The sequence below is a fragment of the Pseudodesulfovibrio sediminis genome (genome assembly GCF_020886695.1).
Lineage (GTDB): Bacteria > Desulfobacterota > Desulfovibrionia > Desulfovibrionales > Desulfovibrionaceae > Pseudodesulfovibrio > Pseudodesulfovibrio sediminis.
The window spans coordinates 2,569,672-2,594,890 of sequence record NZ_AP024485.1; the positions used below are offsets into that span (position 1 = coordinate 2,569,672).

Below are 25,219 nucleotides of genomic sequence, written 5' to 3' on the forward strand. Positions count from 1 at the left end.
AATGCGGCGTTATTTGGCCGCAGTGACATAAGTAGCTGACCCAAGCCGCTTCAAGCGGCTTGCTACAAAAAGTTTTGGAGATTCTTAAGAACCTTTTTCAATAAGGTTCTTGAGTCCCGCCAAAGGCGGCCCCCGGCAGGGCAGCCAAAGGCACTTAAGGAGATATATACCATGGCTAAGATTGATTTGATTGTCAGACGCGCCACGCTCGACGGAAAGGAAGTGGACGTGTTTGTGTCCAAGGGCAAGATTGTTGAGGTCAAGAAATCCGTGAAGTCGCTCGATGCGGATGACGCCAAGGTCGAAGAGGCTTTTGGGTTGACCTTGATGCCCTCCATGACCGACGTGCATGTACACCTGCGCGAGCCGGGCTATGAATATAAGGAAGATGTGGAATCCGGTTTGCGGGCCGCTGCCTGGGGCGGGTTTTCCAATATCATGTGCATGGCCAACACCAAGCCGATCAATGACAACGCGTCTGTCACCGAGATGATGCTCGACAAGGCTCGCACATATTGGCCCAAGGGCCCCCGCCTGATTCCCATCGGTGCGCTGACCAAAGGATTGTCCGGCAAGGAACTGGCTCCCATGGCCGAGCTGGCCGAGTCGGGCTGCGGCGCGTTTTCCAACGATGGCGTGCCTGTCAAATCCACCAAAATTTTCCGTCGTGCCATTGAATATGCCTCTGACTGGAACCGCGTGGTCATCGATCATTGCGAAGACCCGTACATGGGCGTGGCTGCCGGTGTGAACGAGGGCGAGGTGTCCAGCCGCCTGGGCTTGCCAGCCCAACCTGATATAGCCGAAGCATTGCAGGTGGGCCGTGATGTGCTCCTGGCCGAATATCTGGACCTGCCCATCCATCTGGCGCATATTTCCTGTAAGAAATCCGTTGATCTCATCCGGTTTGCCAAGGAGCGCGGGGTCAAGATCTCGGCGGAAACCACGCCGCATTATCTGACCATGACCGAGGATTATCTGGAGGCCGAGGGCACTGAATACGACACCAACGCCAAGGTCAACCCGCCGTTGCGTACTGAAGCGGACCGCCAGAGCATAATCGAAGCGCTTAATGATGGCACCATCGACTGTCTGGCCACGGATCATGCGCCCCATGCGACCTTTGAGAAGGAAACCGAATTTGACGTGGCGCCCTGTGGCATCACGGGGCTGGACACGGCCCTGAGCGTGACCTGGCAGCTGGTCAAGGACGGGGTGCTTGACAAGGACGCCTTCACCCGTGCCTGGACCACGGCGCCGTGCGGGATTTTCAATCTGCCGGTGAATACGTTTGCACCAGGTGATCCTGCCGATTTCTTTCTTTTTGATGAGGGCGAGGAGTGGACAGTGTCCAATGAAACCTTATATTCCAAGGGTAAGAACACCCCCTTGCTTGGTTCCACGCTGAAAGGACGGGTAAAAACCCATTTCATTGCGGGCAAAAAGATAGTATAAACAGAACTTGACCTTACGGGTTCGTTAAAAAGATACCAAGAACACTACGAGGAGTTTATGAGTCAGCCTTTCAAAGATGCTGTCGGCTTTTGTAAAACGATCATGCGCAACGGATACGATGCGTATGTGATCAATGTTCGTCTTCAGGCCCTGACCCTGGACGAAACAGGCAGCGAAAAAGAACTCGATATCTGCACCGAAGCTGCCTTTGACGAGCTTCAGAAATATTTCCCCAATATTGAAGAGTCTGAGGACATGAGCATACTCGGCTCCCTGACCGAGGGAGGCGTGCAGTATTTCTTCTACCCGGCATCCACCGAAGAGGCGGCCTACACGGATGAAGCCGTGGCCATGATGACTCCCCGTCTGCTCAAGAAACTCGAGCAGCGTGGCGATATCCCGTTGTCTTCGGTCTGCCCGTTCATTCCCAAGGCCAAGGACCTGTACGCGGACTTTGCGGACTTTGCCGAGGGCCAGATTCGTTTCAAGGGCGTGCCGGATCAGGCACTCAAGAAAGATTATTCGCTGGCCTACCGCGCCCTGCGCTTTGCCGCCAACTTCGACAAGGAAATCGAAGCCAACTCCTGGGCCGCCATTGTGCGCAATGTCCGTCGGGTGCTCGACTATGTCCCCATGGCCGATTTCCTGGACGAGTGGCGCAAGGTCGAAGCCGAGGCCATGCACAAGTTTTTCCGCCTGTTGTTCGACGCCATGCTCCTGCACGGGTTGATCCCCGAGATCGCGGCTCTGTCCCGCGTCACTCAGATCAAGAACCCGGAAGAAGGGACCGAGGAAACCGTGCTTGAGCACACCTTGGACGTCATGAAGGCGTACCCGGAAGAGCTGCCGTATGACTGGTTCGGCACCGTGGCCTGCCTGCTGCATGATGTGGGCAAGCTTTATACGGCAGAATACTATGACGAGAAGTGGAATTTCCTTCAGCATCACCGCGTTGGTGCCAAGGTGGCCCGCAAGATCCTCAAGCGACTTCGTTTCGAGGAGCAGGACATCGACCTGATCTGCGATCTGGTGCAGAACCATATGCGCCCGCAGTTCATGCTCACGGACAAGGGCATCCGCCGTCTGCGTTCCCTGGACGAGTACCCGCGCATCATGGAAATGGTCAAAGCGGACATCAAGGCCCGTGGCGGCTCCTGGCGTGAGTTCAACCACAACCTCAAGATGGCTGAACGCGCTGATATCCCGGAAGAGGAGATCGAACCCTTCCTTGACGGCAACCGCATCATGGAATTGTCCAAGCTCAAGCCCGGCCCGGCCATTGGCAAAATCCGCGAACGGCTGCTCGCAGCCCAGGTCCGCGACGATGTCCAGACCGTTGAGGACGCCGAGGCATTTGTGCTCGCCTATGTGGAAGAGCACCGTCTGTACTAGTCATATCCACAAGAAAAGGCCCTGGCTGCACAAACAGCCAGGGCCTTTTTTTGAGTAACCGGTGTAGGCTGCCGGACTGCGGCGCAGCAAAAGAAGCGGTTCTTGACCAGCTTGGCAAATCCTGGCTAAACGAAGATAACGAAAAAGAGGTGTGTGGTTGAATTTTTTGCGCGCATTCAGGAAGGTTGTTTATATGGATAAGGGGACACGTATTCGTTGGCCGTTTCGTTTAGCCATTATTCTGGTTGTTCTGGTGTCGTGGGTTTCTGCTGGTGCCCCGGCGGCCCATGCGGAAGGATCGGAACTACAGGTTATCACCGAAATTGCTCCCCCCTCGGCCTTTTATGACGAACGCGGCAACCTGGCCGGATTGGCGGTAGAAGTCGTCCGGGCCATCCAGCGGGAGCTCGGCACGCACACCGAGATTCAGGTCATGCCCTGGGCGCGTGGGTATCAGGAGTTGAACAAGACCCCGGATATTGCCTTGTTTTCAACTACCCGGACACCGGCTCGTGAACGCCTCTTCAAATGGGTCGGGCCGTTGTTTACCACCCACTGGGTGCTGTACGCCCGAAAAGATAGCGGCCTGCACATCACAAGCCTTGAAGATGCCAAATCCATTGAACGCATTGGAGTCTACCGCGATGATGCCCGGGCACAGTTTCTGACTGCAAAGGGGTTTCACAATCTGGATATCGCAGACAGGCAGGAGCGCAGCGTGGTGAAACTGCTGGGTGGGCGCATCGACGCTGTCCTGTATTCGGACCTGGGCCTGAAAGCGTATCTCGCCAAATCCGGTACGGACCCTGATTTGGTCGAGGCTGTCTATGAGCTTGGTGCCAGAGATCTCTACATTGCCTTTTCAATGGACACGGCCCCTGAGACGGTTCGCGCATGGGAGCAGGCTTTTGCGCGGCTGGAAGAGCGGGGCGACCTTCAGCGCATCCGCGAAAAGTGGCTGCCCTGACAGTACATACAGGCTGCATTTTCACACTCCATATCCACTTGAATACGTTCGTTAGCACAACGTTGAAGCGTGCTTGCTGAAAAAGGATGATCTGAAGAGGGCGTGGGCCGCCCTTGATGGGCACCCGCAATGCTGACGTCGTGTCTTACACTGTCATGCTGGCGAGCTGCGGCTCGGCGAATTGAGGCGTGGCCCCGTAGGCGGCCATGGCTGCTTCGGTGGTCGCCTTGGTGGGGTTGAACTCGGCTTCGAGCTTGGAAGTCAGGTCCTGAAGTTCGGCCACCTTGTCGAGTTCGGTCTTGAGGTCTTCAAGCAGCTGCTCCGTGAGGTCGATGGAATCGGCTTCATCGGCAGATGCGTCCTGAACCTGGGCAAAGAAGCGGGTCGTGATGTCCTGACTTGCGGACATGCCATCGGATTGCGCTCCGGCGTCGAAGAACAGTTCACTCTTGCCGTTGTCGAAATAGCTGTTGAGTTCCTGATTGATACCGGAGTTGAACTCGGCCATGACCGCGTCACCGGCCGAGATGCCGAAGTTGCGGTCAATGAACTTGAGCGTGTTCAGCAGTCCCTCTCCAAGGGTGCCTTCCTTGACCCCGGACGAGGTGGACTGGAGGATCATGCCCGCGGCGGCGGCAGCGGTATCATCGCCGAACCTGTCACGTATCCAGTCCATGGTGGAGGCCAGCGACGCATTCAGCCCAGAGGTATCCTTGGGCTGGCCGTCTTCCCCGAGCTCTTCGCCCATGCGGCGTATGATTTCATTGGCAAAAGTCTGTCCCAGAGTCTGGGACGAGGCGTCGTCGATTATTTTTTTAACCTGACCGGGTGCACTGGCAAGTGCAGTGGCTGCTGGAGTGAGACCATCCTTGGCCGGGTTGATGGTGGCCATCTGCCCCAGGCGCAGCCCCGGCTTGCCATCAAGCAATGCGGCGGCATCTCCAAGGTTTTGTCCCTGGTTCTGCTTGGTCTGCAACTGCTGCATGTAAGCATGGTTCATATGTGCGCCCTGGATGATCATGAATATATTATCGGACGCTGGTTGCGTTTCTTTATAGGAAAAGTGTAAAAAAAGCGGGCCGGATTATCCGGCCCGCTTACATAAACGTATTTTTGTTCCCTACACCCTTTTCAACTGCGCAGATGTAGTCGCTTATCGCACGTCGAGTCTATGCCCCAACATGCATCTTGAAGGCTTCGAGTGTGTTGACCATCAGCTGGGCGATGGTCATGGGACCGACACCGCCGGGAACCGGGGTGATGGCGTGGACTTTGTCCTTGAGTGCGTCGAAATCGCAGTCTCCGGCCAGCCCTTCATCGGTGCGGTTGATGCCGACATCCACCACAACCGCGCCTTCCTTGACCATGTCGGCGGTGACGAAGTTGGGTACGCCGATGGCGGCGAACACGAAATCCGCTTCCAGGCATTCGGCCTTGAGATCGGCGGTGCGGGAGTGACACAGGGTCACGGTGGCGTTGGCGCAGGGACCGCTTTGGGAGAGCATCATGGCCAGCGGCTTGCCCACGATATTGGAGCGACCGATGACCACGGCTTTCTTGCAGGCCGGGTCCAGGTCATACCGCTTGAGCAGGTTGATGACACCGGCCGGGGTGCACGGTTTGAAACCGGGGATGCCCAGGGACATTTTGCCCACGTTGACGGGGTGGAAGCCATCCACGTCCTTGTCCGGGTCGATGAGATCGAGAATTTTCTGGGAGTCGAGGCCTTCGGGCAGCGGAAGCTGCACCAGGATGCCGTCCACGGTCACGTCGTTGTTCAGTTTGTGGATCAAGCCTTCCAGTTCGAGCTGGCTGGCATTTTCCAGACGATGCGGGATGGATTTGATGCCACAATCCTCGCACGCGCGTTCCTTGTTGCGAACATAGACCTGACTGGCCGGGTCTTCACCCACCAGCACAACGGCCAGACCAGGCTTGCGGCCGTACTTGGCCTCCAGTCCGGTTGTTTCCTCTTTTATTTCGGCCCGAATAGTGGCCGCCGTTTCTTTTCCGTCGAGAAGAATCATTGTATCAGCCTCCGATGGCTTCAAATAGACATGGGATTTGAAACGACGAAGATGACCGCCCCCCGGTTTCCTCGTCGGCGTTGCTCGCTACCTAGAGAAAAAGGCCGTATAATGCAACCTTTCATAATCGACAGGATGTTATAAAATCACGCCTACTCGATAAGAAGTACCTCTCGTTGATCCTGCAATACCGTGCGAACGCGCCCTCAAAAGAGTCTGGGAAAGAGAGGGATGGGCCAGTTCCTTGCAGAACAGACCCATCCCCTTTTTACTCCTGTGAGGCTTGCGAGCAATGTGCAGCTACAAAAGGCGAGCGATATCGAACCTTCCAACGGAGTACCACTATCGCAAGTCGTGTTTAATTCTCCAATCCCATGTTGTCGTGGTGCATGGGGGTGTCCATTGGCTCTATGTGGCAGACTGTGCAGTTGCCCTGCGCGCCCATGGGCTGTGCTTCGTCCATGTACTGCAACGGCATGACGTTGTCGCGCATGGTTGCCGGATAGATGGCGTGCGGGCTGCCGTGGCATGCGCCGCAGTGCATGGCGTCCATGTCATCGCGGCGGGCGGCGAAGAGCGTGTCCGCTCCTTCCGTCCACGTGTTGAACGCGGAGTCTGTTTCCGGTGCGGTAAAGCCGACATGACAGGTCAGGCAGTCCGGTTGGTTGATCCACGGCTGGCGAGGGTTGATCGCCTCCTTGTTGGAGGCTGTGCGCGGGGTCAACTGGGCAAGCAGGCGTCCGGCGCCGGGAACCTCCGCCTCCTGCTCGGCCTTGAGCAGCGAGATGGCGAGGTCCTCGATCTCTCCATGGCAATCCGTACACACGAAGCCGAGGTCTTCATGCTGGCCGCGCAGGGTGGAGACCGGGTGGCACTGTAGGCACGACCGGTCGGCCTCGCGTCCGGCCAGGAAGATGGCGTGTACGCCGTGGATGGCAGCGGACAGGTTCGGCTTGTTATTGTTGCCTTCGACTCCCTGCAGGGGGTCGTCGTGGCAGGTGGTGCACTCGACCACGTCCTGTGACTGGGACAGAGTCGTGGAATTGATGCGGTCGTGGGCGGCCAGAATGTTTTCGGCAGTGACCGAGCTGATGCCCGATCCGGCCTTGTCCCATTCGCCGTCATGACAGTTGCGACAGCCCATCTGATCGGATGTGGGCGCGACCATGTTGGTGGTCGCCAGTACCGTGCCGTCCGTATCCGTGGCCGTGATGGTCACGATGGGCAGCGGGTTGTAAACGCCTTCCGCGTAGGGCGGGATGGCGACCCTGGCCTCGAATCGTTCGAATTCCGTGTTCAGCTCAAGCGTGCCAGTCAGGGCATCGGATTCCTGATCAGGCTCAATGGAATAGGTGAGCTCTACGTCCTCCAGCACCCGCTCGGGGCTGGGGTCACGCCTGACGAGCTGGGCGCGGATGGTGTTCTGGGGTGGCAGGAGCACCCACTTGTTGTTCTGGGCAAAGAAGCCCATGCCGCGCGAGCACCAGGCTGTGAGTACATACTCGGAAGTCTCGGTGTTGAACGGCTCGGGGGTGGCCTCGACCTGGTCGGGCCGTGTGGCCCGGACCACCGGGGTTTTGCCGTTCAGGTCCACGGCAATGTACTGGGCCAGCACGAGCCGTTCTTCTGCTGTACCCACAAAGGGCGGCATATATTTGTTGATCTTGCCCATGCCGGACAGGAAGGCGTCCATGCCGTCCACATCGTATTGGGCGGTCCGTTTGGTTATCTCGTTCATGGGGCCGTGGATGGAATGGCAGGCCGCACATTGGAGCTGGAACAGGAATTCGCCTGCCACTGTCCGGTTGGCGTCGGTGATGCCGCCAGCCAGTTCAGGGGGTGCCCATTTGGCTGAAGCGATGGCACCCTTCTGATTGATGACCGGCACATGGGCCTTGAGAATCTGGGTGGAGTAGACCGTGTCCCAGATGAGGTAGGGCTTGCGTCCGGCTTCGCGCACGAATTCAAAGGACCCGAAAAGGCCCTGCCCAATCAAGAGCACCACGAGTGCCATGGTAAAGGAGATGCGGCGCGGAGCCTTGATGGCGAGGAGCAGCCCTCCCAGCATCGTGGCGGTGCCAAATATCCAGAAGTATTGCATGAAATGCGCAACGCGGTTGGATTTGAAGGCGACCATCTCGTATTGGGCTGAGGGCAGAGACGCGACATACCACCAGCCGGAGAGCATGACGGCCAGCACGCCGAGGACGGTCCAGACCGAACAGGTGCGGACGGCCAGCATGCGGGTTTTCACGTCCTGGATACGGGTGGCGGTCACAAAGCCGAACAGCCCGGCACACGCTGCCGAGAAGAAGGTGCGGAAGACCAGTGAAGGCCAGAAGGTCGGGTTGAAGAAGCCGTCCCAGAAGTCCTTGGTCTGCACCCAGTCGCCTGGGGTGAGCATGAACCCGATGATGCCGTTGATCAGGAACAGGGAGAACCATCCGAAGATGAAATAGAGCCAGCCCACCCTGAGGTGGTCCCGGCGGTCCATGTTCTTCCAGGTATAATAATAGATAATGAGCGCGACGATTTCGCCAAGGAAGCAGACCCACTCTGCTGCCCACCCGAACACGAACTGATGGATGAGCGTGATGGTCGCCTGTGGCGCGATGAGCGCGATGCAGAACCAGATGGCCACGCCGGAAACGCCGCCAAAGGCCATGGTCAGGAGCAGGAAGAACCGTGAATGTTTCTTGGTCCATTCAAGGAGATGGATGTTGTTGGTCCGATACGCGGCCATTTCGGCCAGGACCAGAAAGAGTCCGCCGCCCACGGCAAAGTGGGCTACGTATACATGTACCGTGGCGATGAGCGCGATCCAGAAACCGCCGGCCAGCGAGGTGAGTTGCCAGATGGGATATTCCATGACCTACACCCCCCGTCCGCGAGCTTTGAGATAGAGTTTGACCATGTACGCGACGGCGATAAGTCCAGCCACAAGGAATCCGAGGAAGAGATAGAAGGAGCCGTACTGGTTGGTCACGGGCATGGAGGAGAAGTCGAAATAGGGCTGAATGGACAGCGTGCGTAGCCAGTGGCGCGAGCAGACCATGAGGAAGACCGTGAGGCTTGCCCAGACCGCGGCCTGCCGGGGTTGTTTTTTGAATCCTGCCATGAGCAGGGGCACCATGGCGGCCAGGGAGGCCACCAGAGTCAGGGTGGCCGGGAGGTTCTTGCCCATGAAGGCGAGGATTATGTCGCTTGGCAATGTCATGAGGAACCACACGCCCACGGCCAGGTTGGTCAGGGTGGCGTGGGTGAACCAGCGCATGCCGAGGTCGATGAATTCCGTGTTGTCACGCACCTGACCGAGCAGGGCGATGAACAGGCCGCCCAGGGCGATTGCTCCGACAATGAAGTGCAGGAATCGGGGATAGAGCGTCGGGTCGCCCCAATTGAGGAACCCGTCACTGCTTTCGAAATATTGTGTCCAGGCTTCGGGTCTGAGCATGAGGGTCATGTTGTTGGTGAACATGAATCCCACATACAGCAGGCCGAGCAGGGAAGAGGCGTAGAGCAGAGTGCGCAGGCCCGGGTTCATGGCGTCGTATTTGAACTTGAAATAGTAGAATCCGTAGTAGGAGTATAGCAAGACAGCCACCACCGCGAACCACCAGCCGCCCATGAGCACGGAACTGACATAGTCGAAATGACCGTAGTTGACCTGCAGGAAGAGGAGCGGAGCCACACCCATGTTGATGGTCAGGGCGAGCAGCGGGGGCAGCTTCATGCCCACCTGTTTCATGACCTCATGTTTGCCGCGCAGTGATCGGGCCAGGCCGATGAAGGCCGAGCCGAACAGCGCATTCATGAACAGCAGGTGCGCTGTGAAAGTGACGATGAGCAGGATATCGAACCAGGCCCAGTGTACGGGCAGTGGTTCAACCACCGGGATCAGTGTTGCAGGGTCCATTTCTCCTCCTTGAATGGGTCGGAATATGTATACGTGATGACCGGTGCTGTGCGCAACAGACAATGACATTCTTCGCTTGCGACACTGTGTTTTCTTTGGAACGGGGGGGGATAAAATTAAAATTTTTTTGCCTTCTCTTGAAGTAGCATGTTTGTTATTTGGAAAAAGTACCCTTGTCCAATTGAACATATTTATAAGGGGGAGAAATGAAACTGGGACCAAAGATGACAGCACTCGGTGCTGTTCTGGTCGGACTGACTGTTTCGTGTATTTTAGGAATCATGTTGTGGCAGAGCGCTGTCGTGGGGGAAAGGCTCACGTTGTATTTCGACAAACAGTCACAGCATGAAATCGAACTGGCGGTCGTTGATGCCAGAAATCTTTTGGTCACACAGCACGCGGCGCTCTCCAATGAGCTTGAGAATGACATGCGTGTGCTGCTTGATATCGTGGAGCGCAATGGCGGTCTGGCCTTGTCCGATGAACAGGCTGAGTGGACCGCGGTCAATCAGATTTCCAAAGCCGGGTCGCCTGTCCGCCTGTCCAAGATGACTCTGGGCGGACAGTGGCTCGGTCAGAATGCGGCCGCAGACAAATCCACTATTCTGGTGGATGAAATCATGCGGTTGACCGGAGCCACCTGTACGGTCTTTCAGACCATGAACGAATCCGGCGACCTGCTTCGAGTGGCTACGAATATCCTCAAGACAGACGGCAACCGGGCTGTGGGAACCTATATCCCCAGTTCCAGTATCGTCGCACAGACTATCAGATCCGGCGAGACCTTTCACGGTACCGCCTATGTGGTCAACGCTTGGTACCTGACACAGTATCGGCCCATTAAGGATGCCAACGGCAAGGTGCTTGGCTGTCTGTATGTGGGCATCCTGCAGGAAGGCGTTGAGCAGTTGCGCGACGGCCTGAAATCCGTCGTGGTCGGCGAAACCGGCTTTCTTTCCATTCTCGGCAGTTCGGGCAATGGCGCCGGGGTTGTCAGGCTGCACAAGGACGCGGGCCTTGAAGGTACCAATCTGATGGGTGTCACGGCAGATGATGGAGAAAATATTTACAAGACGCTTATACAGGCGGCCAATGACGCAGACGGAAAGCCCGTGACAAAGAAGGTCGTGCTGGATGGCACGGAAACCATTCTCGCTGCAGTCGGCTTCAAGCCGTGGGGCTGGGTTATTGTCGGTAACGGGTATGTGCAGGAGTTCATGGCAGGCAAGCATGTCGCTGATGCCGCGTTGTCCGCCATCAGTTGGTGGACGGTGGGTATCGGCTCGATCATGCTGGTGCTCAGTATCCTGACATTCTACTGGTTCGCGCTGAAAGTGAGCCGGTCCATTGGCAATGCGGTGTCTGTCATGGTTGACGTCAACAGCGGTAATCTGAACGTGCGCGAACTGCCTGTGGAAACCGGTCGTTTCCGCGATGAAATGGATGTTCTGGGTGAAGCCGTGAACTCCATGGGTGATCGGCTGCGTGAGGTCGTCTCCAGCGTGCAGCAGTCCACCAATAGCGTGACCAAGGGCAGTGCCGAGTTGGCGCAGACGTCCATGGCCCTGTCCGAGGGGGCGTCCAATCAGGCCAGCGCCGTGGAGGAAGTCTCCGCTTCAATGGAAACCATGACCGCCAACATCCAGTTGAATACGGACAATGCCGGACAGACCGAATCCATCGCGCGTGAGGCGGCCGACGACGCCAAGCAGGGCGGCGAGTCCGTGGACAAGACCGTGGTCGCCATGCGGCAGATTGCGGACAAGATCGCCATTGTCGAGGAGATCGCCCGCCAGACCAATCTGCTGGCGCTGAACGCGGCCATCGAGGCAGCGCGCGCCGGAGAGCATGGCAAGGGTTTTGCCGTGGTCGCCTCCGAGGTGCGCAAGCTGGCCGAACGCAGCGGTATCGCGGCTGCCGAGATCAAGGATCTGTCGGCGCACAGTGTCAGTGTCGCCGAGCAGGCCGGAAAGATGTTGGAAAAGATGGTGCCGGATATCACCCGGACAGCCGAGCTGGTGCAGGAGATCGCTGCCGGAAGCTCCGAACAGAGTTCCGGGGCCGAACAGATCAAGACCGCCGTTCGGGAGCTGGACAACGTCGTGCAGCAGAACGCCTCTGAGTCAGAGCATGTGGCGGGCGCCTCGGAAGAGCTGGCTGCCCATGCAACCCAGTTGCAGGAGACCATAGGCTTCTTCCGTTTGAGTGAAGGCGGCGTCGCGCCCAAGGCTTCTCTGGTCACCACCGTCAAACCGGCTCCGCCCAAGCCGCTGCCTCAGGCTGCCCCCGCTCCCGCTGGGAGCGGCGTGGCTCTGGAGATGGATTCGGATGACGATTCGGATTACGAACGTTTCTAAGGAATGACTCTCCCCCGAGGCCCGCGCCACCTTCTCGTGGTGCGGGCCTTGTCTTTTGCTCCAAAAAAGAGGAAATATCCTCCTGAAAGGAGAACATGCATGGGTACCATACTGCTTTTTGATGCGGGTAATACCAATACCAAGATCTGTCTGGCCGATGAAGAAGGGCTGGGCGAATCCTACACGCTGCCTACCCGACCGGCCAATACCGGTGACGACTGGGGCCTCAAGATTGAGTCCATCCTCATGCGCGAGGACGTGTCACCCTCTGACATTGAGGCGTGTGTCATTTCAAGCGTCGTCCCGCCGCTGGACCCGTTGATCTCGCACATGGCTTCACGTTTTTTTGACTGCCAAACGCTGTTTGCGGCACGCGATCTGCCCATAGACCTGATCAACGAATATACCCGGCCGGAAAAGGTGGGTGCGGACGTACTTGTAGGGTGCTATTCGGCCCGCATGACCTATGAGGAGAAAAACCTCATCGTCATTGATTTCGGTACGGCCACCACCCTGGCCTGCGTGGCGGAAAACGCGTTCAAGGGCGGGCTTATCTGTCCCGGCGTGCTCTCCTCTGCCGGAGCGCTTGCCAGCGGTACCGCCAAACTCCCCAAAGTGGACCTTGCGGTTGCCAGTGATGCCCTTGTATGGGGAAAAACCACTGAGGAGTGCTTGAGTCAAGGCTTCCTGTTCGGGTTCGCGTCAATGATTGACGGTCTTGTCACCAAGCTCTCTGCCCAGCTCAAAGATCCTTTTGTGGTGGCGACAGGCGGCTTGGCCCGCGACATCGCCCAACTCTCAGGGGCCATTGACGAGCTACGTCCTGACCTGGTCATGGAAGGGCTGTGGATGGCATACTACAACCGCTGAGCCCTTTGTCGATTTTCAGTATAAAAGCCCCCGCACTCATGCACGAGTGCGGGGGCCTTGTTGCATTTTCTACGCTCGCTAGAACCGTTCGAAGTCGTCTTCCCGTTGTCCGCTGTTGGATGCCGGTGGCAGCGACATGGGTTTGCGGTCGGTCATCAGCATTTTCTGCGGCATGGATGCCAATGCGACGCCATTGTCCGTGCAGATCGGATCATTGCCGGTTTTGAAGAAGGCGATGGCTGCTTCGAGGTTGCAGCTTTGAGCCGACAGCTCTTCACTGGTGGCCGCCATTTCTTCGGATGCGGAGGCATTCTGCTGGATGATGGCATCGAGCTGGGCAATGGCCGTGTTGATCTGGGTGGCGCCGGCTTGCTGTTCGCTGCTGGCCGCAGAGATTTCCTGCACCAGCGTCGCGGTCTTCTGGATATTGGGCACCAGATTGTTGAGCATCTGTCCGGCATTTTCGGCCACGTTCACGGTTGTGGTGGAAAGCTCGGATATTTCGCTTGCCGCCATCCCACTGTGCTCAGCCAGCTTGCGCACTTCGGCTGCGACTACGGCAAAGCCCTTGCCGTGCTCTCCGGCGCGCGCCGCCTCGATGGCCGCGTTCAGCGCCAGCAGGTTGGTCTGGCGGGCGATGTCTTCTATTATAGAGATCTTTTCCGCGATGTTCTTCATGGCCGTAACCGCTTCGCTCACCGCTGTGCCGCTCTTGTCTGCATCTTCGGCAGCCTGGGTGGCGATCGTTTCGGTCGTGGTCGCGTTTTCGGTGTTCTGCTGGATATTGCTGGTCATCTGTTCCATGGAGGAGGATATCTCCTGAATGGACGAAGCCTGTTCGGTGGCACCGCTGGACAACGTCTGCGCAGAGGCCGACAGTTCAGAGCTGCCGCTGGCCACATTGGTGGCACCTTCCCGGACATCGGTGACAATATTCTTGAGCTGGTTGCTCATGCGCTTCATGCTGTCATACACGCCCAGTGCCTTGTCCTCATAGTGCATATTAAGGTTACCCTGCGAGATGGTCTCCGCGATATGAGCAATTTCAGCCGGGTCCTTGCCCAGCTGTTTGCCCGTGGTGCGGATGATCAGTGCGGATGTGCTCAGGCCGAGGATGGTGGCGATGGCACCCAGGATGATGAGCATCATGGTTGTCCGCGAGTTGGACGCCTGAAGTTCCGGACCAAGGATACTCTGATCAGCGATCACGGAGGTTTTGATGTTCTCCATGGCCTTGGCGACCGCCGGTCCCAGCGTGTAGAGCTGATTGGATATGATGTCATCGCTCTTGTTGGTGATGTCCACCAGGTCGTTGAACGCCATGGCATATGTCTTTTTGATTTCAAGGGTTTCAGTCAGGAGTTTGCGGCGCTCAGGATCAATGAGATTGGCGTCCAGTGTTTTCATTTCCTTGGTGAAAGTCATCAACTCCTTGTTGACCGTGTCCACGAACTCCTGAGTATTGTTATCAAAATATTTGACAACATTCAGACGGGCGAGAAGTAGGTCATGCAGCGCCAGACCGCTTCGATACGCAGCCTCCATATCGTCGTCATCCTGCGCAGAGCGTAGAATCTGAGACAATTTGGTCTCCATAAGAGGGCCTTGCACATTCAGGATATGGATGACGATTCTGTCTCGATCGGCACGATACCCCTTTAACTGGTCAAAATATTTCCCGTATTTTTGTACAGAATTGTCCGCGTCATCAATGTGTCTGGCCCGTTCAGGATTCTTGATTTCCTCCTGTGCCTGCGCCATTGATTTGGTGACTTCTTGGAAATAGGCATCATATTCTTTTGATGCCTGCTCGCTGCCGGAAAGAATGAACTCCTTGACATTCATTCGGACCATGAGCATGTCGGATTGCAGTTTTCCGCTCAGTATGGTGTCTCTTGCAAGACTGCGGTACTGCTTGAATCCATCGCTTGAGGTATGCAATGCCCATAAGGACATGACTACCAGTATTAGTAAAAGAGTGACCACTCCGCCAAACCCAGCCGTCAGTTTGTTTGAAAGCTTCATTTCTCCGTTCGCCTTGTTTTAAACATTGCCGCCTCGGGGCAACACGTATGAATAAGACCACACATTTGCAAGCGTTTTTTTTGACAATAAAGACCCAAATTTGCTGTGTTTATGATAAGCCGTTGTAAGATATAAATTTTAATTATTTGTACAATAGCACACTAGTTGATTGACTCATCAATTCGGGGAAAAGAATGGCTATATGAAAATAATAACTGCATAAATGACACACAGAATATATACAATTGAGAATCGTGTGGAATTCGTCTAGGATTCGGGCGATCAACGAGTTTATTCTATTTTATCAATCATAGAAGGAGATGCGATCATGAGTATCATCACTGGCGTATGGGCCCGCGAAATCCTCGATTCCCGCGGCAACCCTACCATTGAGTGCGAAGTTATTCTGGAGTCCGGTGACATCGGCCGTGCAGCCGTCCCGTCCGGAGCGTCCACCGGGTCTCGCGAGGCTCTGGAGCTGCGTGACAAGGAAGACCGCTACATGGGTAAAGGCGTCATGCAGGCCGTTGAAAACGTGCGTGGTGAAATTGCCGGCGCTCTCATCGGCATGGACGCCGTGCGTCAGGTCACCATCGACAACGCGCTCATCGATCTCGACGGAACCGAGAACAAGGACCGTCTTGGTGCCAACGCCCTGCTTGGCGTGTCCATGGCCTGCGCCCGCGCAGGGGCCCGTTTCATGGGGCTGCCTCTGTATCAGTATCTTGGCGGTACCAATGCCAAGCTGCTGCCCGTCCCGCTCATGAACATTATCAACGGCGGCGAACACGCTCCCAACAACCTGGACATCCAGGAGTTCATGATCATGCCCGTGGGTGCGGAAACCTTTGCCGAAGCGCTCCGCATGGGTGCCGAGGTCTTCCACAACCTGAAATCCATCCTGCACAAGGACGGTCACGTCACCTCCGTGGGCGACGAGGGCGGCTTTGCTCCCAACCTCAAATCCCACGCTGAAGCCTTTCAGTATATCACCCGTGCCTGCGAAGCAGCCGGATACGAACCGGGCAAGGACATCGGTTTCGCCATTGATGCGGCCGCGTCTGAATTCTACAAGGACGGCAAATACGTCTTGGCCGGCGAGAACAAGACCCTCACTTCCGCAGAGCTGGTCGACTTCTACGACGACCTGGCCACCCAGTTCCCGCTTATCTCCATCGAAGACGGTTTTGCCGAATCCGATTGGGATGGTTTTGCGCTGCAGACCGAAAAAATGGGTGATCGTATCCAGCTTGTCGGCGACGACCTGTTCGTCACCAACCCCGACATCCTTGCCGAGGGTATCGACAAGGGCATCTGCAACTCGATTCTTATCAAACTGAACCAGATCGGTACCGTCACCGAGACCCTGGACACCATTGAGCTGGCCAAATGCGCCGGATACACCAACGTCGTGTCCCATCGCTCCGGCGAGACCGGCGACCATTTCATCGCAGACCTTTCGGTGGCTGTGAACGCGGGTCAGATCAAGACCGGCTCCCTTTGCCGTTCGGACCGTCTGGAGAAATACAACCAGTTGCTGCGGATTGAAGAAGACCTCGACGATGATGGCGTGTACTACGGCCCCATCCTCGGCGGTAGTTTTTTTGAAGAAGACTAGGTAAAGAAAGACATGCAGGTCGCTCCATTTCGGGGCGACCTGCTTTTTTACACCCTCAGGAGGACCCATGAAAAGAACGCTGTTTTCTTTGTTGACGTGTGCCTTTTTGCTCATTGCCGCCAGCGCGTTTGCCGGAGACATCCCCGACATGAAGGGGACATGGTACTGCGAGGGCACCCTGGTTGCCGGAGTGGAAAGAGGTATCTACAGCAACCCGGAGGCAAAAAACTCTCTGGTGATCGAAAAACAGGAGGGCAGGGTCTTCCTCGGCTACAAGGAATGGACGCTGAAAGGCAAACAGTATTCCGAAAAACTCTGCGGTGGCATCGCTGTTGACGGTGAAATATATATCGCCGAGCATGACGATGGGGTGATGCACGGAGACCTCAGCGAAGACGGCACAAAGCTGACCGTCTTCTATGTGGAGAGCGGTCCTGACGCCAAGGTCATCGAGCTGATCTACATCAGGAAACAGTAGCGCCCACACTGAATCTAATACGAAGAGGCCGTCTCGTTTGAGGCGGCCTCTTTCTTTTTAAGACGGTCGACGGTTTCTGCCGCCGTTACCGGCTCAGGATGGGGGTGATTTTTTCGAGCGCCCAATCGATCTCTTCTTTGGTGATCACGAGTGGGGGCGCGAACCGGATGATGGTCTGGTGCGTTTCCTTGCAGAGCAGTCCGGCGTCCTTGAGCTGTTCGCAATACTGTCGTGCGCCGCCGGCAGTGTCGTGAAATTCGAGACCGATGAGCAGGCCCCGACCGCGCACTTCCTTGATTTTCGGATTGTCGATCTGCTTGAGGCCTTCCAAAAAATAGGTCCCCATTTCCCTGGCATTTTCGATGAGTCCGTCCTCGACGAGCACCTTGAGGGCGGCGCGGGCAATGGCGCAGGCCAGCGGGTTGCCGCCAAAGGTGGAGCCGTGTTCGCCGGGCTTGAGCACGCCGAGCACTTCGGTGTTGGAGAGCACGGCTGAGACAGGGTAGAACCCACCGGACAGCGCCTTGCCTATGAGGGTGAGGTCCGCCTCGACCCCTTCGTGCTCTTCGGCCAGCATTGCGCCGGTGCGTCCCAGGCCGGTTTGTATTTCGTCAAAGATGAGCACGATGCCTTTTTCGGTGCAGATACGCCGGACTTCCCGGAGATAGCCCTCGGGCGGGATGATGACCCCGGCTTCGCCCTGGATCGGCTCGACCATGAAGGCCACGGTGTTGTCGGTGATGGCGTCTTCAAGCGCGGCGGTGTCACCGAAATCCACGATCTTGAATCCAGGGGTGAACGGGCCGAACCCCGTGGTGGAGACCGGATCGGTGGAGAAGGAAATGATGGAGATGGTCCTGCCGTGGAAGTTGTTGCGGCAGACGATGATTTCGGCCTTGTTCTCCGGGACACCCTTGACCTGGTAGCCCCACTTGCGCACGGCCTTGATGGCGGTCTCCACGGCCTCGGCCCCGGAGTTCATGGGTAGCACCTTGTGCGAATTGGTCAGATCGCACAGCTCCTTGTAGAGCGGGCCGAGCTGATCGTTGCGAAACGCCCGCGAGGTCAGGGTGAGCCGTTTGGCCTGTTCGACCATGGCGGCCATGATTTTCTTGTTGCAGTGCCCCTGATTGATGGCGGAGTATGCGGAGAGGCAGTCGAGATATTTCTTGCCGTCCACGTCCCAGACCCAAATGCCTTCGCCCCGTTCTATGACAACATCGAGGGGCTTGTAATTATGTGCGCCGAATTCGTCTTCGAGCAAAATATACTGATCGGACTTCATGTTATCTCCTTGTTACCTGGTGAGTTCGAATTGTTGAGGGGCGGGCTTCGTCTGCAAAGTCCTTTGCAAGATGTTTGTTGCTTTTGGCCATGGGGGGCTACGCTGTGCCGTGTCTGGTTTCTTTCCACACTACCTGCCATTGGGGAGGGCTTCAAGCGAAGGCTGAAAATAATTGGTGTTTATGATAAGAGAACGTATAACTCCTGGCGAGGAGACCTTTGGAATATGAGCAGCCGGATACAAAGCCTATGAAGAACGACGAACCAAATTCCCGGGCCCTTCGTACGGAGGAACTTTCTCCTGCACGGGATGAAGAAGAAATAGTTATGAATTCCGAATGCTTTCAAGGTCTCTACACGGCTATCGGCGATGGCCTTGTCTATACGGATACCGTGGGAAGGATTCTGAAGGTCAACCCTGCCTTTTGCTCCATAGTCGGTTTCTCCGAAAGCGAAATGCGAGGACGGACCATACTCGACTTCACATCGCAGTCTGACCGGGAAGAGGAGAAGCAGCGTATTCTGGCCTGCATGAACAGCGACTGCCGATCCGGCGAGTACGAGAAACGGCTTATTCACCGGGAGGGCCGCCAGATCCCGCTCAAGGTCCAGTTCTGGGTGGACCGGGACGAGAAGGGTGTTGCCCTGGGCATGTGGAGCGTTGTCAGGAACATGACCAGCCAGCGGGCTGCCGAAGAACAGGCGACCCGCTCCAGATTGCAGTATCTGTTCATGACCGACAATGCCGAGGACGTTATCTGGGCTGTCGATCAGACAATGATGTATACGTACATCAGCCCTTCGGTCGAGCGTCTTCGTGGTTTCACTCCCGATGAAGTTATTGGCTCGTCTTTCAAGGAATCGATGACCGATGCGTCCTTCCGCGTCGTCAGTGACGCCCTTGCCCGGGGGTTTGCCGCACGAGCGCGCGGGGCGGCAGAGATTGTTGATCGTTTTGAAATCGAACTCAGGTGCAAGGATGGCGGCACCATCTGGGTGGAGAGCGTGGCAAAAGCCATGCTGGACGAGTCCGGCGTATGGATAGGCATTGTCGGGTCCACCCGTGATATCTCCGACCGCAAGCGGATGGAGGAGAAGCTCAAGGAGAGCCAGCAGTTCATGCGCGCTCTGCTCGATGCTCCGGTCGAGGCGGTGGGGCTGTTCAGCACGGAGGGAACGACGCTTGTCGCCAATATGAAGATGGCGCAGTTTCTGGGGACGTCGATGGAAGCCATGTCAGGACAGTCTGTCTATCCGTTTTTTCAGCCACAGTTACAGGAGATCATCCAGAAGGCATTTGATGACGCCGTGGAGTCCGGGGAGTCTATCGAGGTCGAGAGTGTGCATTCCGGCAGGATTGTTGCCGCCACTGTATATCCCTTGGTCGAGGAGGGAGTCGTGTCTTCCCTGGCAGTGTTTGCCAAGGATGTCACTGATGTCCGCTTTGCCGAAGAGACCCGAAAGAAGACGCAGGAAAAATACAAGCTCATCGTCGAGACCGCCAATGAGGGGATTCTCGGAATGGATGCCGATCAGCGCATCACCTATGCCAACGCCATTTTTGCGGATTTTATCGGGTGCGATGTCATGGAGATCATCGGACAGCCTCTTACCCAATATATCGCGATAGATGAGCACACGAAGAACGAGAATCGTCTGGCCCTGCGCAAGCTGGGCGAGCGCGCGCGGTATGATTGCAAGTTTCGGCGCAAGGATGGCGTTGAGGTCTGGGGGCTGGTCTCGGCCACCCCTCTGGCGGCCGAGGATGGGAGCGTTCTGGGGGCATTCGCCATGGTCGCCGACATCACGGATGTGAAACAGGCGCATCAACGGCTGATTACCATTCTTGACGGCATTGATGCGGATATCTTCGTGTCTGATCTGGAAACCAATGAAATTCTGTTCATGAACGCCCATCTGGATGCCCGCTTCGGCCCATACCAGGATGGATTGACCTGTCATGCACTTTTTTACAACCAGAATGTCCGGTGTCAGGACTGTCCCAAGCCCAGACTGTTGGACAAGGACGGCCTCCCTTCGGAAACCGTAGTCTCGGAAAAGTACAACCCCAAGCTGAATATATGGTCGCTCAACCATGATCGGACGATCGAGTGGTTGCAGGGGCAACGCGTGCACATGCATATGGGGGCTGACATCACGGAGCTCAAGACCATAGCCGAAGAACTTCAGGTCGCCATTGGCAAGACCAAGGCCGCCAGTCTGGCCAAGAATGAGTTCCTGGCCAACATGAGCCACGAGATACGAACGCCGCTTAACGGGCTGCTTGGCATGCTTCAGTTGCTGCAGCTCTCTCCGCTTGATGATGACCAGTCCAAGTCGTTGAATACAGCACTTGGTTCCGGGCGGAATCTGCTCCAGATTTTGAATGACATATTGGATATTTCCAAGGTGGAGTCCGGCAAGCTGGAGCTGGAAGAACAATATTTCGAATTGGGAGACGTACTGGATTCCGTTGTCTCCATTTTCAAGCCCACTGCAGAAAAGAGAGGGGTAAACGTGAGCTGGGCCATTGATGAATCCCTGCCTCGCCAGTTCATGGCGGACAAGGGACGGCTCAGACAGATACTGTTCAACCTGGTGGGCAATGCGACCAAATTCACCGAAGAAGGGGCCATTTGCGTTGAAGCCTACCCCATTCAGTCTACCCTGGACCATGAGGCCCCTCATATCTTTTTCAGGGTTAAGGATACGGGCATCGGCATTCCCGAGGAAAAGATTGATAACGTGTTTGATCCGTTTACCCAGGCGGATGGGTCCATCACGCGCAAGTATCAGGGAACCGGTCTCGGCCTCGGGATAGTGCACAGGCTGGTCCTGCTTATGGGGGGCACTATCTCCGTCAGTTCCGAGGTGGGCAAAGGGACTGTCATAGCGTTCACCATCAAGGCCAAGCTGGATTTGCGGAACCAGAAAATGCATGTCCGGGAGCTCGTTCCAAAGGAACGCAAGGCGGCATATTCCATTCTTGTTGCCGAGGACGAACGGGTCAACCAGCTCGTTGTCCAACGGCTGTTGGAAAAGAACGGACATTCGGTTCGTTGTGTGTTTAGCGGAGAAGAGGCCGTGGAAGTGCTCCAAACGGAAACGTTTGATCTTTTCCTTACCGACATTCAGATGCCCGGTCTTGATGGTGTCGAGACCACCCGGATCATTCGTCAGGATCTCGGATTGACGTTTCCCATTGTGGCGCTTACGGCCCACGCCATGAAAGGCGATCAGGAGCGGTACATCGGTGCGGGAATGGACGGATATGTGGCCAAGCCGTTTGAACTCAATGAATTGCGGGCCGAGATCGAGCGGGTCATGACCCGGGTCGTTCCCAAGTCGAAATAATACGCATTTACACGATGGAAAGGCGGGGGGTGCCCGGCTCATGCGCGTGGGCGGTGCCTATGTGCGCGGCCATGTCTCCGGCTGTTTCGAGCCTGTCCATGACCTGGACAAGCTGCGCTTTCGGGACGGCCAGTATCAGGCCGCCCGAGGTCTGGGCGTCGAACATGAGATCAAAGTGGATGGGGTCCAGCCCTGGCGCTTCGTTGACTCTGGGGCGATAGTAGTTGCGGTTGCAGATGGACCCGGCAGGGAGCATGCCCATGGAGGCCAGATCCAATGCGCCTTCAAGCAGGGGAACGCTCTGCATGCGCAGCTCCATGACCACGTCGCTGGCATGGGCCAGCTCCAGCATATGTCCCCCCAGCCCGAAACCCGTGATGTCCGTCGCCCCTTTGAGGCCGAACTCGCGTATGATGTCGCCGCCCGTCTTGTTCAGGCGTCCGCAGACAGCGGCGAGCAGAGTCTCCATGGCTTCATGGCCGGGCATCTCTCCCTTGACCGCCGTGGCCAGCACTCCGGTGCCGATGGGTTTGGTCAGGACCAGCTCGTCGCCGGGCTGTACGCCTCTGTTGGAGGCAAAGCGGTCCGGGTCCACGATGCCGGATACGGACAGGCCGAATTTCAATTCATCATCTTCCACACTATGCCCGCCGGCCGGGATGGCGCCCGCCTCGGCCACGGTGTCGCCAGCGCCCCGCAGGATTTCGGACAAGACCTCCATGGGCAGGCTCTTGGCCGGGAAGCAGACGATGTTCATGGCCGTCCACGGCTCGCCGCCCATGGCATAGACATCGGACAGGGCGTTGGCCGCGCCGATACGTCCGAACTTATAGGGATCATTGACGATAGGAGTGAAGAAATCCAGAGTCTGCACCAGCGCCTTGCCCGCAGGAAAAGACACAATGGCAGCGTCCTCGTTGTCGCCGGGGCCTCCGGTCAACACGCGGCTGTCATTGTGGGCTGTAAGCCCGGAAAGTGCTTTCTCCAGATCCTCTGGAGCGATCTTAGCGGCTCAACCGGCCGCTTTGACCATGCTGACAAGCTTGTACTTCTGCATGTAGTCTCCTTGGTTATATCTCCTACCAGAGAGTCGATGAATTGCAAAGATGCTCTTTGGCTTTGTTGTACCAGAGTCGGTTGGTATGATTGCCTTTGGTGTTGATGCTGGCTCTTTCCAAGCGAAAGAAAATGAAGGTTCGCCGTCTTTCTTCCCCTTCCATTCAGGGGAGTCATCCCCTATAGTCCCTGCACCGTCAAAGAATCCCTTGTGAGGAGCCGTTATGTTGGAAGGATTGTGGACACTGGAAAATCTTATTGCCCTCATCACGTTGGCAGGGCTGGAAATCGTCCTTGGCATTGACAATATCGTCTTTGTCGTGGTGGTCACCAACAAGCTGCCCGAGGCGTCCCGGGCCACAGCCCGCAGGTTCGGCATCGGGCTGGCCATGCTCACGCGCATCGGGCTCCTGCTGGCCATATCCGCCATCATGGGGCTGACCGCGCCGCTCTTCACGCTCTTCGATCATGTGGTTTCAGGGCGGGATCTGGTTCTGCTTATCGGAGGACTCTTTCTGCTGGCCAAAGCCACCCACGAGATTCATGACAAACTGGAAGGACCGGGACGTGATGAAAGCGCGGTGCGCGCCGGATATTCATATTTCGGGGCCATTGTCCAGATCATGCTGCTGGATCTCGTGTTTTCCCTGGATTCCGTCATCACTGCCGTGGGCATGGCAAAACACATTGAGGTCATGATCGCCGCCATTGTCATCGCGGTGATGGTCATGCTGCTCTTTGCCGGTCCGGTCAGCGAGTTCGTGTCCGCCCATCCTACGGTGCAGATGCTCGCCTTCTCCTTCCTGCTTCTGGTCGGGATATTCCTCATGGTCGAGGGCATGCACAAGCATATCGACCGGGGCTATATCTATTTTGCCATGGCCTTTTCGCTTTTTGTGGAGTTCCTGAATCTGCGTATGAAAAAGCGCAGGGAGCGGGCCGCCAACAGCTAAGGTGGCAGGGAGTCGCCTGAGTATGAGGGCACAGCCGGTGGAGAAGAGGGCTGTCGCTATCGGGCCAGATAGACGCCTGCCCACCCGGACATGAATGTCTCGGTGCACTGCGCGTCCAACCCCGCCTGTTTGAGAAACGTGTCTGTGCCGCCACCGGCCATGTACCGGGAAAAATGCGCGTGATGCTCTTTCCCGGCGATGCGTTCGATGGTGGCGATACATCGTCCGGCCCATGCGCCGCTGCCGTGTTTCGGTAACCTGTAATCCGTCACCAGAATCATGCCGTCGGGCCTGACAATGCGCCGTGCTTCGGTCAGGATCGCATGGGCTGTGGGCTGCGGTTTTTCATGCAGGGCAAAGCTGATGGTTGCCGCATCAAACTGTCGGTCCGGCAGGGGAAGGGTCGAGGCGTTCGCCTGTATGAAGTGCACGGACGGCCGTTTTTTTCGGGCCACTCTCAGCATGGCCGCTGAACTGTCCACGCCGATGACCGTCATGCCCGCCTGATCGAGTTGACCGGCCATGGCTCCGGTCCCGCAACAGAGCTCCGCTATGGTAGTACACCTGTGCTCTGTGAGCAGGGCGTGCATGTGTCCGTGCATTGGGCGCATGGCCGGGGTGATGAGAAAATCATAGAGGCGTGCATACCGGCTGTATTCATCCATTGCGCGACTTGTTGGCATCCAGGATTATTTTGATGTCTGCATCAGACATCCCGTTGGCTTTCAGTATGTCTTCCAGTTCACCGGAGACGGTCATTTCCCGCATGCGTCTGTCATAGACATCGCGCAGTTTGCGGCCTTTTTCATTGTCAGTGAAGATGGGGTGAACCTCCATGCTCCTGATCTTGGTGATCATGAACGCACTGGTCGGAAGTTTGGACTCATAGAGCGCGTCCTTGAGCAACTGTTCGTCATCGATGATGTACGTCACATGACCGCGATCAAGCATGTGGAAGGCGGAACTCAGGTCATACGACAACTGCGGTTTGACCTGTACGGGCAGGACCGACTGAATGTCGAAGCCATGAAGATACGCCACCCGTTGTCCATCCAGCTCCTTGATGTCCTTGAAACCTCTGGTTCGCAGATAGGCCACGGCCAGATCATAGGCGACCAGCATCTTGGCAGCCTGGGCAACACCTTTCTGTTTGTCCTTGATGTCCAGTGTGCAGTCAATGGTGCCTGCCCTGAGGTTTTTCAGCGCCCGTTTGTACGGCAGGTCCTTGTGCTGGAAGGCATATCCTGCTCCATCGAACACGGCTTTGAGGATGCTTGAGACCAGCCCGGTGCCGCCCTTTTTTACGGCCTGGCCGAGATAGGGCATGCCAAAGATGACCGCCTTGGGCGGTTGCCATTCAGGGTAGCCGGAGGCCATGGTTGGGGTCACCCAGGGGACGGTCAACAGGACGATCAGCGGCAGTAATATGAAGTGTGCAAGGCAGTGTTTTTTCACATTTCCAATATC

General features: G+C 56.6%; 18 protein-coding genes. 9 read left to right on the top strand and 9 right to left on the bottom strand.

Features of this window, described 5'->3' with window-relative positions:
* Positions 1-171 precede the first annotated feature (171 nt).
* The 3 genes from SRBAKS_RS12315 (at position 172) to SRBAKS_RS12325 (ending at position 3,814) form a co-directional block, all read left to right on the top strand.
* Positions 172-1,455, top strand: coding sequence for a dihydroorotase (locus SRBAKS_RS12315; protein WP_229591194.1), 1,284 nt, complete (start codon positions 172-174; stop codon positions 1,453-1,455).
* A 57-nt stretch (positions 1,456-1,512) separates the two neighbouring features.
* Positions 1,513-2,847, top strand: coding sequence for an HD domain-containing protein (locus SRBAKS_RS12320; RefSeq protein WP_229591195.1), 1,335 nt, complete (start codon positions 1,513-1,515; stop codon positions 2,845-2,847).
* Between the two features lie 193 nt (positions 2,848-3,040).
* The gene (locus tag SRBAKS_RS12325) at positions 3,041-3,814 is read left to right on the top strand and encodes a substrate-binding periplasmic protein (RefSeq protein WP_229591196.1); all 774 of its coding nucleotides are present in this window, start codon (positions 3,041-3,043) and stop codon (positions 3,812-3,814) included.
* 145 nt (positions 3,815-3,959) lie between these two features.
* On the opposite strand, the gene SRBAKS_RS12330 is transcribed toward SRBAKS_RS12325, so the two are convergent.
* From SRBAKS_RS12330 to SRBAKS_RS12345, 4 genes are all read right to left on the bottom strand, one after another.
* Positions 3,960-4,814 carry a hypothetical protein gene (locus tag SRBAKS_RS12330; protein ID WP_229591197.1) on the bottom strand — a complete coding sequence of 285 codons (855 nt, stop codon included), beginning with the start codon at positions 4,812-4,814 and terminating at the stop codon, positions 3,960-3,962.
* 169 nt (positions 4,815-4,983) lie between these two features.
* Entirely contained in the window at positions 4,984-5,841 is an 858-nt protein-coding gene (gene folD / locus SRBAKS_RS12335) for a bifunctional methylenetetrahydrofolate dehydrogenase/methenyltetrahydrofolate cyclohydrolase FolD (protein WP_229591198.1), read from the bottom strand.
* A gap of 358 nt (positions 5,842-6,199) precedes the next feature.
* The gene (locus SRBAKS_RS12340) at positions 6,200-8,710 is read right to left on the bottom strand and encodes a multiheme c-type cytochrome (RefSeq protein ID WP_229591199.1); all 2,511 of its coding nucleotides are present in this window, start codon (positions 8,708-8,710) and stop codon (positions 6,200-6,202) included.
* A gap of 3 nt (positions 8,711-8,713) precedes the next feature.
* The gene (locus SRBAKS_RS12345; protein ID WP_229591200.1) at positions 8,714-9,757 is read right to left on the bottom strand and encodes a hypothetical protein; all 1,044 of its coding nucleotides are present in this window, start codon (positions 9,755-9,757) and stop codon (positions 8,714-8,716) included.
* A 206-nt stretch (positions 9,758-9,963) separates the two neighbouring features.
* Here SRBAKS_RS12345 and SRBAKS_RS12350 point away from each other — a divergent pair, with 206 nt between their 5' ends.
* On the top strand, positions 9,964-12,114 hold the full coding sequence (locus SRBAKS_RS12350) for a methyl-accepting chemotaxis protein (protein WP_229591201.1): 2,151 nt from the start codon (positions 9,964-9,966) through the stop codon (positions 12,112-12,114).
* Positions 12,115-12,213: 99 nt separating this feature from the next.
* Entirely contained in the window at positions 12,214-12,984 is a 771-nt protein-coding gene (locus tag SRBAKS_RS12355; RefSeq protein ID WP_229591202.1) for a type III pantothenate kinase, read from the top strand.
* A 78-nt stretch (positions 12,985-13,062) separates the two neighbouring features.
* On the opposite strand, the gene SRBAKS_RS12360 is transcribed toward SRBAKS_RS12355, so the two are convergent.
* Positions 13,063-15,009, bottom strand: a complete 1,947-nt coding sequence (locus SRBAKS_RS12360) for a methyl-accepting chemotaxis protein (RefSeq protein WP_229591203.1) — start codon at positions 15,007-15,009, stop codon at positions 13,063-13,065.
* 328 nt (positions 15,010-15,337) lie between these two features.
* Between SRBAKS_RS12360 and eno the strand changes: the two genes are divergently transcribed.
* Positions 15,338-16,627, top strand: coding sequence for a phosphopyruvate hydratase (eno, locus tag SRBAKS_RS12365; RefSeq protein WP_229591204.1), 1,290 nt, complete (start codon positions 15,338-15,340; stop codon positions 16,625-16,627).
* 67 nt (positions 16,628-16,694) lie between these two features.
* Positions 16,695-17,105 carry a hypothetical protein gene (locus SRBAKS_RS12370; RefSeq protein WP_229591205.1) on the top strand — a complete coding sequence of 137 codons (411 nt, stop codon included), beginning with the start codon at positions 16,695-16,697 and terminating at the stop codon, positions 17,103-17,105.
* A gap of 85 nt (positions 17,106-17,190) precedes the next feature.
* Here SRBAKS_RS12370 and rocD read toward each other — a convergent pair whose 3' ends face one another.
* On the bottom strand, positions 17,191-18,390 hold the full coding sequence (gene rocD, locus SRBAKS_RS12375; protein WP_229591206.1) for an ornithine--oxo-acid transaminase: 1,200 nt from the start codon (positions 18,388-18,390) through the stop codon (positions 17,191-17,193).
* Positions 18,391-18,716: 326 nt separating this feature from the next.
* Between rocD and SRBAKS_RS12380 the strand changes: the two genes are divergently transcribed.
* The gene (locus SRBAKS_RS12380; protein WP_229591207.1) at positions 18,717-21,743 is read left to right on the top strand and encodes a PAS domain-containing hybrid sensor histidine kinase/response regulator; all 3,027 of its coding nucleotides are present in this window, start codon (positions 18,717-18,719) and stop codon (positions 21,741-21,743) included.
* Between the two features lie 7 nt (positions 21,744-21,750).
* Here SRBAKS_RS12380 and selD read toward each other — a convergent pair whose 3' ends face one another.
* Positions 21,751-22,800, bottom strand: a complete 1,050-nt coding sequence (gene selD / locus SRBAKS_RS12385; RefSeq protein WP_229591208.1) for a selenide, water dikinase SelD — start codon at positions 22,798-22,800, stop codon at positions 21,751-21,753.
* Between the two features lie 223 nt (positions 22,801-23,023).
* On the opposite strand from selD, the gene SRBAKS_RS12390 reads away from it, so the two are divergent.
* A complete protein-coding gene (locus tag SRBAKS_RS12390; protein WP_229591209.1) occupies positions 23,024-23,752 on the top strand; it encodes a TerC family protein in 729 nt (242 codons plus the stop codon).
* 56 nt (positions 23,753-23,808) lie between these two features.
* On the opposite strand, the gene SRBAKS_RS12395 is transcribed toward SRBAKS_RS12390, so the two are convergent.
* On the bottom strand, positions 23,809-24,417 hold the full coding sequence (locus SRBAKS_RS12395) for a class I SAM-dependent methyltransferase (protein WP_229591210.1): 609 nt from the start codon (positions 24,415-24,417) through the stop codon (positions 23,809-23,811).
* The gene (locus SRBAKS_RS12400) at positions 24,410-25,207 is read right to left on the bottom strand and encodes a substrate-binding periplasmic protein (RefSeq protein WP_229591211.1); all 798 of its coding nucleotides are present in this window, start codon (positions 25,205-25,207) and stop codon (positions 24,410-24,412) included. The genes SRBAKS_RS12395 and SRBAKS_RS12400 overlap by 8 nt, the downstream gene beginning before the upstream one ends.
* Positions 25,208-25,219: the final 12 nt, after the last annotated feature.

Coding starts and splice junctions, on each gene's coding strand:
- SRBAKS_RS12355 (WP_229591202.1), top strand. CDS start 12,214: ATGGGTACCATACTGCTTTTTGATGCGGGTAATACCAATACCAAGATC.
- SRBAKS_RS12320 (WP_229591195.1), top strand. CDS start 1,513: ATGAGTCAGCCTTTCAAAGATGCTGTCGGCTTTTGTAAAACGATCATG.
- SRBAKS_RS12395 (WP_229591210.1), bottom strand. CDS start 24,417: ATGGATGAATACAGCCGGTATGCACGCCTCTATGATTTTCTCATCACC.
- SRBAKS_RS12350 (WP_229591201.1), top strand. CDS start 9,964: ATGAAACTGGGACCAAAGATGACAGCACTCGGTGCTGTTCTGGTCGGA.
- SRBAKS_RS12330 (WP_229591197.1), bottom strand. CDS start 4,814: ATGAACCATGCTTACATGCAGCAGTTGCAGACCAAGCAGAACCAGGGA.
- SRBAKS_RS12315 (WP_229591194.1), top strand. CDS start 172: ATGGCTAAGATTGATTTGATTGTCAGACGCGCCACGCTCGACGGAAAG.
- SRBAKS_RS12360 (WP_229591203.1), bottom strand. CDS start 15,009: ATGAAGCTTTCAAACAAACTGACGGCTGGGTTTGGCGGAGTGGTCACT.
- rocD (WP_229591206.1), bottom strand. CDS start 18,390: ATGAAGTCCGATCAGTATATTTTGCTCGAAGACGAATTCGGCGCACAT.
- folD (WP_229591198.1), bottom strand. CDS start 5,841: ATGATTCTTCTCGACGGAAAAGAAACGGCGGCCACTATTCGGGCCGAA.
- SRBAKS_RS12325 (WP_229591196.1), top strand. CDS start 3,041: ATGGATAAGGGGACACGTATTCGTTGGCCGTTTCGTTTAGCCATTATT.
- SRBAKS_RS12390 (WP_229591209.1), top strand. CDS start 23,024: ATGTTGGAAGGATTGTGGACACTGGAAAATCTTATTGCCCTCATCACG.
- eno (WP_229591204.1), top strand. CDS start 15,338: ATGAGTATCATCACTGGCGTATGGGCCCGCGAAATCCTCGATTCCCGC.
- SRBAKS_RS12345 (WP_229591200.1), bottom strand. CDS start 9,757: ATGGACCCTGCAACACTGATCCCGGTGGTTGAACCACTGCCCGTACAC.
- SRBAKS_RS12340 (WP_229591199.1), bottom strand. CDS start 8,710: ATGGAATATCCCATCTGGCAACTCACCTCGCTGGCCGGCGGTTTCTGG.
- SRBAKS_RS12380 (WP_229591207.1), top strand. CDS start 18,717: ATGAATTCCGAATGCTTTCAAGGTCTCTACACGGCTATCGGCGATGGC.
- SRBAKS_RS12370 (WP_229591205.1), top strand. CDS start 16,695: ATGAAAAGAACGCTGTTTTCTTTGTTGACGTGTGCCTTTTTGCTCATT.